This window comes from Flavobacterium sp., assembly GCF_029242675.1.
GTDB lineage: Bacteria > Bacteroidota > Bacteroidia > Flavobacteriales > Flavobacteriaceae > Flavobacterium.
In genome coordinates, this window is the sequence record NZ_JAQWTM010000360.1 from 1 (window position 1) to 4,459 (window position 4,459).

General features: G+C 35.3%; 3 protein-coding genes and 1 pseudogene. 1 reads left to right on the forward strand and 3 read right to left on the reverse strand.

From position 1 onward, the window contains the following. Nucleotides 1–889 (forward strand): lactonase family protein (locus P8M54_RS13245; RefSeq protein WP_300288408.1); only part of this gene is annotated, 889 nt, incomplete at its 5' end. Between the two features lie 55 nt (nt 890–944). Here the strand turns inward: P8M54_RS13245 and P8M54_RS13250 are convergent. The 3 genes and pseudogenes from P8M54_RS13250 to P8M54_RS13260 all read right to left on the reverse strand — a co-directional run. Further along, complete coding sequence (locus tag P8M54_RS13250) at nt 945–2,294, reverse strand: DEAD/DEAH box helicase (RefSeq protein ID WP_300288409.1); 1,350 nt, start codon at nt 2,292–2,294, stop codon at nt 945–947. A gap of 78 nt (nt 2,295–2,372) precedes the next feature. Then, on the reverse strand, nt 2,373–3,638 hold the full coding sequence (locus tag P8M54_RS13255; protein WP_300288410.1) for a YaiO family outer membrane beta-barrel protein: 1,266 nt from the start codon (nt 3,636–3,638) through the stop codon (nt 2,373–2,375). A gap of 2 nt (nt 3,639–3,640) precedes the next feature. Next, nucleotides 3,641–4,459, reverse strand: a pseudogene (locus P8M54_RS13260) (sulfatase); the annotation flags it as partial.

Genomic DNA, 4,459 nt, shown 5'->3' on the forward strand with positions numbered 1-4,459 from the left:
CGATAACATTTTTAGAATCATTAATAATGTAGCAAGGATCAGCGCCTTTGGTTACGAGCCTAAATCAGGTAAACTTGATTTTATGAATAAACAAGCTTCCCAAGGTGCTGATCCTTGCTACATTATTAATGATTCTAAAAATGTTATCGTTGCCAATTATACAGGAGGGAACATCAGTATTTTTGGAAAAAACAAAGATGGTAGTTTAACAACAGCCAAGCAAGTTGTGAACCACAGCGGTAGCAGTATTAATACTAAGAGACAAGAAAAACCACATGCTCATATGGTGTATTTTTCGCCAGATAAAAAGCATGTTTTGTCGAATGATTTAGGAACCGATAAAATTTACACCTATCAATATAATCCAAATTCAGAGGATAAAATTCTTGTACGAACGGACAGTACGGCGATTAAAGCGGGTAGTGGTCCAAGGCATTTAACTTTTAGTAAAAACGGGAAATTTGTGTACTTGCTGCAGGAACTTGACGGTGGTTTAACAGTTTTCGCTTACGCAAAAGGGAAATTAACAAAGATCCAAGAAACCTCTATTCTTGACACTGATTTCAAGGGAGCTGTTGGAGCGGCTGATATTCATTTAACGCCTGATGGATTGTTTCTCTATGCTACCAATCGCGGAGAAGGGAATAGTATCACTACCTTTAAAATACTTAAAAACGGATTAGTCGAAAGAGTAGGTATTACAAGTACCTTAGGGAAAGGTCCTAGGAATTTTGTGATTGATCCTACGGGAAATTATCTGTTGGTAGGACATCAGTATTCGAATGAAGTTGTAATTTTTAAACGCGATATGATTTCAGGCGATTTAACTGATACGGGTAAACGTATCGAACTTTGTGCGCCAGTGTGCCTTGTTTTTACTAAGCAATAAAAAAATCCCGAAAGCACGAGTTGTGTTTTCGGGAGTTACTTAATTTTTTAATCTATTACTTTTTCTTTTTCTTTTTCTGAGCTTGAATTTTTAGCATGTTTCTGTTCACCGAGCCATGTGTTTTTTTCTTGGTTACACCAGGACCACCAAGATTTACTTTTTTATTCTTTTTCGATTTCTCGTGGAAAGCACCATCTCCATCTAATTTTTTCTTCTTGGTCAAAAACTTTATGACCTGCCTGTCTTTCTCAGGTTCGATAAGCTTGTCTGAAACTTCAACAGCTACTGGAAATGGTTCCATCACTAGTTCCATGTTCATCAATACTTCAACTTCAACTTTAGCTTCTTCTTCTCTTGGAGTGATAAAACTTAAGGCAGTACCAGTAGCATCAGCACGACCCGTTCTACCTATACGGTGCATGTATAATTCAGCTGCTTCGGGCATTTCAAAATTGATAACATGGGTAATGTTGGAGATATCCAATCCTCTGGCCATAATATCCGTAGTAATAAGTCCTCGAAGGTTTCCTTCTTGAAAAGAGGCCATAGTACTCAAACGATAGTTTTGAGATTTATTAGAGTGGATGACACCAAACTGATCTTCAAAATCCTCTTCGATGCGGTCATGCAGCATATCAGATATTTTTTTATTATTCACAAAAACCAACACGCGGCTCATGTCCTCGTTCGTTTTTAGCAAATGTTTTAATAGGTTAACCTTAGTATTAAAGTTGGGTACATTATAAGTAATTTGCTTAATATTCTCTAATGGTGTACCAGAGGCAGAAAGTGTTACTTCTTCAGGATAGTCAAAATAATCATTTAAGATTGCATCTACTTCATCTGTCATGGTAGCCGAGAATAGAATATTTTGACGTTTTTTAGGCATCATAGCCAAAATTGATGTCAATTGTGTTCTAAATCCTAAGTTTAGCATTTCGTCGAACTCATCGATAACCAATTTTTGCATTTCTTCAAAACGAATAACATTGTCTAATGTTAAGTCCATTATTCGTCCTGGTGTTCCAACAAGTATGTCGCAACCTGTATAAACCGTTGTTTTTTGAGTATTAATGTTTACACCTCCAAAAATACCTACCGTACGAACCGACATGTATTTTGTCAATTTTTCAACTTCCTCTACCACTTGAACAACTAGTTCACGTGTTGGAACAAGAATAACCAATTTAGGGGTATGACCCGGAGTAAATTTGTAGAGCTTTAATAGCGGTAATAAATAAGCAAAAGTTTTCCCAGTTCCCGTTTGTGCAATACCCATCATATCTCTACCAGACATGATTACTGAAAATGATTTTTCCTGAATAGGAGTTGGAGTTGTAAATCCTAAATCATCAATTGCTTTTTGTACTGATTTGGGAAGATTAAATTGCTCGAAAGTAGCCATAAAACGTAAATTTTATGCAAAGATAGTCTTTTTGAATCTAAGGTCTAGTTTTGATGTAAAGGTTGTTTATTTTCAAGTTTATTTAAAGTTTAAATCCCAAGTCAATATTAAGGAGTAAATCCAAAAATAACTACCCGGATCAAAACTTATTTCTTGGTGTGCTACATCAATTTGAGCACCCCATGCATCTTTGTTTTTAGATGTTGTAAAGTAGTACCCTGCATTAAGTCGTTGTGTTTTTAGGTTGATAATGGCAGCATCATTAGCATTAAAAATGAATTGATTCACTTCGGGCGACACTCCCATGCTGTAAGTGAAACTAACGTAGTTGTTCGCATTACTTCGATACTTACGATAATTAAGCGCCGCTGATGTACTCGTACCTCCATCTCCTGGAGTAAAGTAAGGACGTAGTGACCAATAGCTATTTCCGGTGTACCAACCAATGCTTCCCGTGTAAATATTTGTGGTGGTACTATATTTAAGTGTTCTAAATCCTGCCGAAAGTTCCAAGCTATGAGGTAATGATTTGTATAGTTCAGCACCATAACGTAGGTCTGGGAACAAAAAAGTATTGGCAAAACCAATATTGACATAAGCGTATAGCCCTTTGGTGATTTTTGGATATAAATCAAATTCGACTTGAGTACCATTTTCATTAAAGCGTCTATTGAAATTTAATTTTCCAATAATGCTTCCGTATTTCGTCTGTCTCCCGTAGCTTATTGTATAATATTGCATCGGATCAAATACTTTGGAGTAAATATCAACCGCAGCTCTTACGCCTATCGTGTTCATGCGTAAGGTTTGGGATAAGCTTGCTTTGTAGTCAATTGCTTTTTGATCCTCTGGATTTTTATCCAAAAGTGACTCTACAATAGCCAATGATTCTAGTGGTTTATTTGTTTTCTCAGTGGCAGCAGCCTTAAGAAGAGTAATTTCAGAATCATTAGGGAATAATTTTAAAGCTTTATTTGCCATTAGGATAGCTTCGGCATAAGAGTCACTCCAAGATTCATTTTTTATTGCTGCAATCCAATTTTCTTTATTACTAGGGTCATTTTTGATGACCTGCTCAAATTCGGTTCTAGCTTTTTTATAGTTGCCATCCCAAGAGTAAGTGGTGGCTAAAAAAGTTCGAATATCACTATAATTAGGATATTTAGTCAAAATATGAATCAAAGTATCTTGCGCCTGCTTGCGCTGCTCACTAAAAGCTAGTTTACGTGCGGTTTCAAAGGAAGTATCGGGATTGCCATTGTAGGGTTTGTTTTGTCCCTTAACAGACACTAATGAAACTGCCATAAAGACTAGTGATAAGATGTAAGTTTTCTTTAAAATCATTGTTAAAATGTTTTTTTAATTTTTAGGAATGCTGCATTAGACGGATATTTTTTTATGATACTGTCTATCGTTTTTTTCGCCATTACAACATTGTTAGTTCTTTTATAAGCTTGCGCTAATTTCACGCCTAATTCGGGATCTTGTACTTTGTTTTTTAGTCCTTCTTTAGCAATACTGATTCCTTTGTTGTCTTGATTGGTCCACCAGTATAAATCCATCAAGGCCAGGTAACCATCATTGTAATAGGGCGTTCTTTTAATAACTTCTTTTAATTCCGTCTCTGCTTTGGCATATTGTTTATCCCAAGCGAGTGTTCTTCCTTTTAACGTACGTACATCGGCATAATTAGGGAATTCATTTAAGATATAATTGCACAGTAATCTTGCCTTTTCTCTTTCGTTATTGAAAGCAAATTCTCTTGCCTTCAAGAAAATCTCATCATAATTTAACCCTTTGGTTAATTTTTTAATAGTCGTTAGATCAGCTTTTGAAAATTCAAATGCAGCTTTTGTATAAATATTAATCGCATTTGGTATAATTTTATTTTTTTGAGTTAAGTAGGCGTTCAGTTTTTTAGCCTCGTTTAAGCTATCTTTTATTGTTTGTAAAATGGCACTATCACTTATTTGGGTGGTTTCAAAATTTTCATCGATTTTGAACAAATCTCCATTGGAGTATAGGTAATCCTTATAAATCATTTCATTGATGTTTCCCTTATTTTGCATTATGGGAATGGTATGAATATTTCTAAATTTTTTAACGGTATCCAAGCCGGTGCTCATCCAAGCTGTTTTTTCCATTTTGTTCATTTTATAATTATT

Excerpts from the sequence above, each read along its gene's own strand:
- P8M54_RS13250 (WP_300288409.1), bottom strand. The coding sequence starts at position 2,294 with ATGGCTACTTTCGAGCAATTTAATCTTCCCAAATCAGTACAAAAAGCA.
- P8M54_RS13255 (WP_300288410.1), bottom strand. The coding sequence starts at position 3,638 with ATGATTTTAAAGAAAACTTACATCTTATCACTAGTCTTTATGGCAGTT.